General features: G+C 31.6%; 3 protein-coding genes. 1 reads left to right on the forward strand and 2 read right to left on the reverse strand.

Annotated features, from left to right (window positions below; translation table 11 throughout):
* Nucleotides 1-214 precede the first annotated feature (214 nt).
* Nucleotides 215-1,654, reverse strand: a complete 1,440-nt coding sequence (locus tag HMPREF2953_RS10780; RefSeq protein ID WP_049437931.1) for a 6-phospho-beta-glucosidase — start codon at nt 1,652-1,654, stop codon at nt 215-217.
* A gap of 25 nt (nt 1,655-1,679) precedes the next feature.
* Nucleotides 1,680-3,572 (reverse strand): beta-glucoside-specific PTS transporter subunit IIABC, encoded by a 1,893-nt coding sequence (locus tag HMPREF2953_RS10785; RefSeq protein WP_049437933.1) that lies wholly within the window; start codon nt 3,570-3,572, stop codon nt 1,680-1,682.
* Between the two features lie 183 nt (nt 3,573-3,755).
* Here HMPREF2953_RS10785 and HMPREF2953_RS10790 point away from each other — a divergent pair, with 183 nt between their 5' ends.
* Nucleotides 3,756-4,460: a GntR family transcriptional regulator gene (locus tag HMPREF2953_RS10790; RefSeq protein ID WP_049437935.1), complete on the forward strand. Its 705-nt coding sequence runs from the start codon at nt 3,756-3,758 to the stop codon at nt 4,458-4,460.
* The last annotated feature ends 125 nt before the right edge of the window (nt 4,461-4,585 follow it).

Genomic DNA, 4,585 nt, shown 5'->3' on the forward strand with positions numbered 1-4,585 from the left:
TCTTTTGTTGAAAATCCTGCTGCTTTCATTTCAAAAGCTTTATACTTTGTTTCTATTGAATAAGCAACTCTTTTCATAGAAAAAACACCTCCGCATGATTCATTTTAATATGAATTCAACGAAAGTGTTTTTATAGTAATTCCCACTAATTGGGGTCAGTCCAAAGCTATAACAAGGTGTCTTTTCTATTTAATTATTCATTGATATAACCAAATTATAATTCTTCACCATTTGATTCAATAACTTTACGATACCAATCAAATGAATCTTTTTTTGTACGTTCTAATGAGCCATTTCCTTCGTTGTCACGATCTACATGAATTAATCCATAGCGTTTTTTCATTTCGCCGGTTGTAAATGATACGATATCAATAATACCCCAAGGTGTATAACCTATTAAGTCTACGCCGTCTTTATCTACTGCTTCGATAGCAGCTTGAATATGTTTACGTAAATATTCAATACGATAGTCATCATGAATATGTCCATTTTCATCAAATTCATCTACAGCACCAAAACCATTTTCAACAATAAATAACGGAATTTGATAACGATTATATAAAGCATTCAGAGTGTATCGTAAGCCTACCGGATCAATAGCCCAACCCCAATCACTCTTTTTAATATAAGGATTGTCTACTGAATTTGGTAATCCTCCGTTAACAACATTATCATCTACGCTTACTTCATTATCATGTTTCACTACTGTAGACATATAATAACTAAAACCAATATAATCCACTTTACCCTCACGTAAAATTTCTTCATCTCCGTCTTGCCAACCAATATCTAAACCTTCACGTTCAAACATTTTCTTTGCATAACCTGGATAGTAACCACGTACATGCACATCTGGGAAGAAAAAGCGCATTCGACTTGCTACTTCGGCTTCCATAATATCTTCTGGATTACAACTATACGGATAAATTGGTACATGTGAAATCATGGCACCAATTTCAAATTCAGGATTAATTTTCTTACCTATTTTAACAGCCTTGGCACTTGCGATTAATTCATTATGTGCTACTTGGTATAAGACTTCTTCTTTATTATCATCATCTGTCAAAGAGACACCTGAATTCGTCCATAAGAAAATTGGGTTATTAATATCCATTTGGTTATTAATTTCATTGAATGTCATCCAATACTTCACTTTATCTTTATAACGTTTAAATACCGTTTCTGCAAAATGAGCAAAGAAGTCTGCTACTTTACGATTTCTAAAGCCACCATATTCACGTGCTAAATGTAATGGCATTTCAAAATGTGAAAGTGTAATTACAGGTTGAATATTATATTTCAACAATTCATCAAATAAATCATCATAAAATTGTAAACCTGCTTCATTAGGTTCTTTTTCGTCTCCATTTGGAAAAATACGTGTCCATGCGATTGATGTTCTTAAACATTTTAAACCCATTTCACTAAATAGTTTTACATCTTCTTTATAACGATGATAAAAATCAATTCCAACATGATTAGGGTAATACTTATTTTCTTCGACATGTTTTGTAATTTCACGTGCTTTACCATGAGCTCCCGCTGTCATTACATCAATGACGCTTAATCCTTTGCCATCTTGATTATAGCCACCCTCAAATTGATTGGCTGCTAAAGCGCCACCCCATAAGAAATTTTTTGGTAATTTAGACATCATTTAAAACTCCTTTTCTGATTTATTATTTTTTAATTACAGTAATCATCTTATCTTTCACTTTTATGTTTTGAGAATCAGTTACAAAGATTTCTTCAAATTCACTACTATTTGTAATAAGTATCGGTGTAATAATGTCATAACCTTGTTCTTTAATATAGTTTGCATCAAATTTTAAAATCGGTTGTCCTACGTCAACTTTCTCATTTTCAGAAACAAGTAACTCGAAGCCTTTACCATTTAATTTAACTGTGTCTAAACCAACGTGTATTAAAAGCTCAATACCATCTGATGACGTAATTCCAATAGCGTGCTTACTGATCGTTACCATACTAACTGTTCCAGCAATAGGAGCTCTTACTTCATCACTTTCAGGTTGAATTGCTAGTCCTTTACCCATCATTTCTTCTGCAAATATAGGATCATTAACCTTAGATAATGGAACAATCGAACCATTCAATGGTGAATATATATCACTTTCAAGATGATCATTAGAAGTCATTGTATCTTGGTTTATTTTGTTTCTTTCTTCATCTTCTACTTGTTCAGTTGTATCTTCCCCATAACCAAACACTTGGATTAGAATAATAGGTAGAATAATAGCAATTATTGAACCAATCAGAATCCCCCATATAGATGTTGGATTATCTGGACTATAACCATTTACAACAGTAATTGGACCAGGTAAACCAGCATATGCATAATATTTCGGTTTAAAGAAACTAGCAATTAAGGCGCCAATCCCCCCACTAATACATGCAATAATAAATGGTTTTTTAAAACGTAAGTTCACTCCATATATTGAAGGTTCTGTAATACCAAAGATACCAGTAATACCAGCTGATAATGATACTTTTTTTAGTTCTTTATTTTTAGTTTTAAAGAATACACCAATAACTGCACCAAATTGAGAAATAACTGCAATGGTTTGGAAGGCTTGGAAGGCATCGCTTTTATACTGTTCAAAGTTTGCTAAAACCATAGGTGTGATGCCCCAATGAACACCAAAAATAACGAATACTTGCCAAAATGCACCAATTAATAAACCAGCTAACCATGGCGCTACAGCTACTAACCAATTAAATCCATGAGCGATACCATGCGCAGCTCCAGAAGCTAATGGACCAATAATTAGTAATGTTAATGGAACCATAATTACAATACTAAAAAATGGTACAAATAATGGTCTGATTACTTCATGAATATACTTATTTAAATATTTCTCTACATATGACAAGACCCATACTAATAATAACGGTGGCAATACAGATGACGTATAACTTGTTTCACTTAGAGGAATACCAATAAATGTAAATGATTTACCGCTACTAATTTTTTCAACAATATCTGTTAAGTCTGGACTAACTAATGCGGCACAACATGCTACAGCAATATATGTATTTACTTTAAAATGTTTTGCTGCTGTAATGGCAATGAATATAGGTAAAAATGTAAATGGTGCCCATGAAATAAAATTAAAGACTTCATAAGTTCCTGTATTTTCAAATGTTGGGAAAAATATCTTAGCTACGATCAAAATCCCTTGCAAAATCCCGGCTGCTGCTAACACATAGATGAATGGAGCAAACACCGCTGACATAGTTGCAATAATACGATTTATAATTGTTCCTTTTTCACTTTCATCCTCAGTTGGTTGTTGATTTTCTTCACCAACCAATCCTTCAAATTCTTTATATACGCTAGCAACCGCATTACCAATAACTACTTGAAACTGTCCATTATTTTCAACAACTGTTACTACACCATCTAATGCTGATACTTTCTTCTTAGCATCAGGTACAGAACGTTTCAAAACAATCCGTAATCGCGTTGCACAATGTGTATAATTGACAATATTTTCCTCTCCACCTACTGCTTCGAGAATTTCGTTTGCCAATCGTTTATCTTTTTCACTCATAACAAACCCTCCCAATTGGCTTCTTATTAATTTTCATCCATTAATGAAAGCCTTTTCATTTTTAATTATAATTATACCGGTACAATTTGTAAATATTTTTCTTTAATTATACCGGTATAATTTACTAAAGCATTATATATTTTGCTATAATATATGAAAATTATATTTGAGGAGCGCAAAGCCATGTTAAAGTATGAACATATTGCTAAAGAAATTAATGATTCTATTTCAAACAACGAGTTTGCTGTCGGTGATAAGCTTCCAAGTGTAGAAATGTTGAAAGCAAAATACCAAGTAAGTAAAAGTACTATTATTAAAGCACTAGAAATATTAGAAAAGGAAGGAACTATTTATCAAACAAGAGGTAGTGGTATCTATGTACGTAATAAAAAGAAATCTGGATATATTAATCTTTTAAAAACTAAAGGATTCTCAGATAATTTACACGAGCATCAAATTACAAGTAAAGTTTTAACGCTTCAACTTATTCGTCCAGATAACAATGTAAAAGAACATTTACGTTTAAAAGATAAAAATACTCACGTCTATTATGTAGAACGTATTCGTTATCTAGATGACCATCCTCTATGTATTGAAACATCCTATTTTAATACAGATTTAGTTAATCATTTAGATAATCAAATTGCTGCAAGTTCAATTTTTGAATACCTTCAATCTCAACTTAAAATTAATATTGGCTTTTCTGATATTTATTTTTATATTGATTTTCTTTCTGAAAGCGAAGCTCCAAAATTGAGTCTTAATCCGAATGATCCATGTATGCGTCACGAATTAACATTTTATACTACTACTGGTATACCTTTTGATTATTCAAATATTGTATATCATTATAAATATGCTAACTTCTTTATTCCTATAGAAAGTTGATTGGATATAAAAATTCTGTTAAGCGTTTAACGTTCTCATTACTACAAAAATCAATTAAACAGTACTATAGATAATTTCAATAAAGTCATTGTTAAATCACTGTATTCTCTACGAAGTGTTTTTTA

The organism is Staphylococcus sp. HMSC072E01 (assembly GCF_001814125.1).
GTDB lineage: Bacteria > Bacillota > Bacilli > Staphylococcales > Staphylococcaceae > Staphylococcus > Staphylococcus hominis.

What these genes read in the sequence shown, in the direction of transcription:
- HMPREF2953_RS10780 (WP_049437931.1), bottom strand. Translation starts at nt 1,654, where the DNA reads ATGTCTAAATTACCAAAAAATTTCTTATGGGGTGGCGCTTTAGCAGCC.
- HMPREF2953_RS10785 (WP_049437933.1), bottom strand. Translation starts at nt 3,572, where the DNA reads ATGAGTGAAAAAGATAAACGATTGGCAAACGAAATTCTCGAAGCAGTA.
- HMPREF2953_RS10790 (WP_049437935.1), top strand. Translation starts at nt 3,756, where the DNA reads ATGTTAAAGTATGAACATATTGCTAAAGAAATTAATGATTCTATTTCA.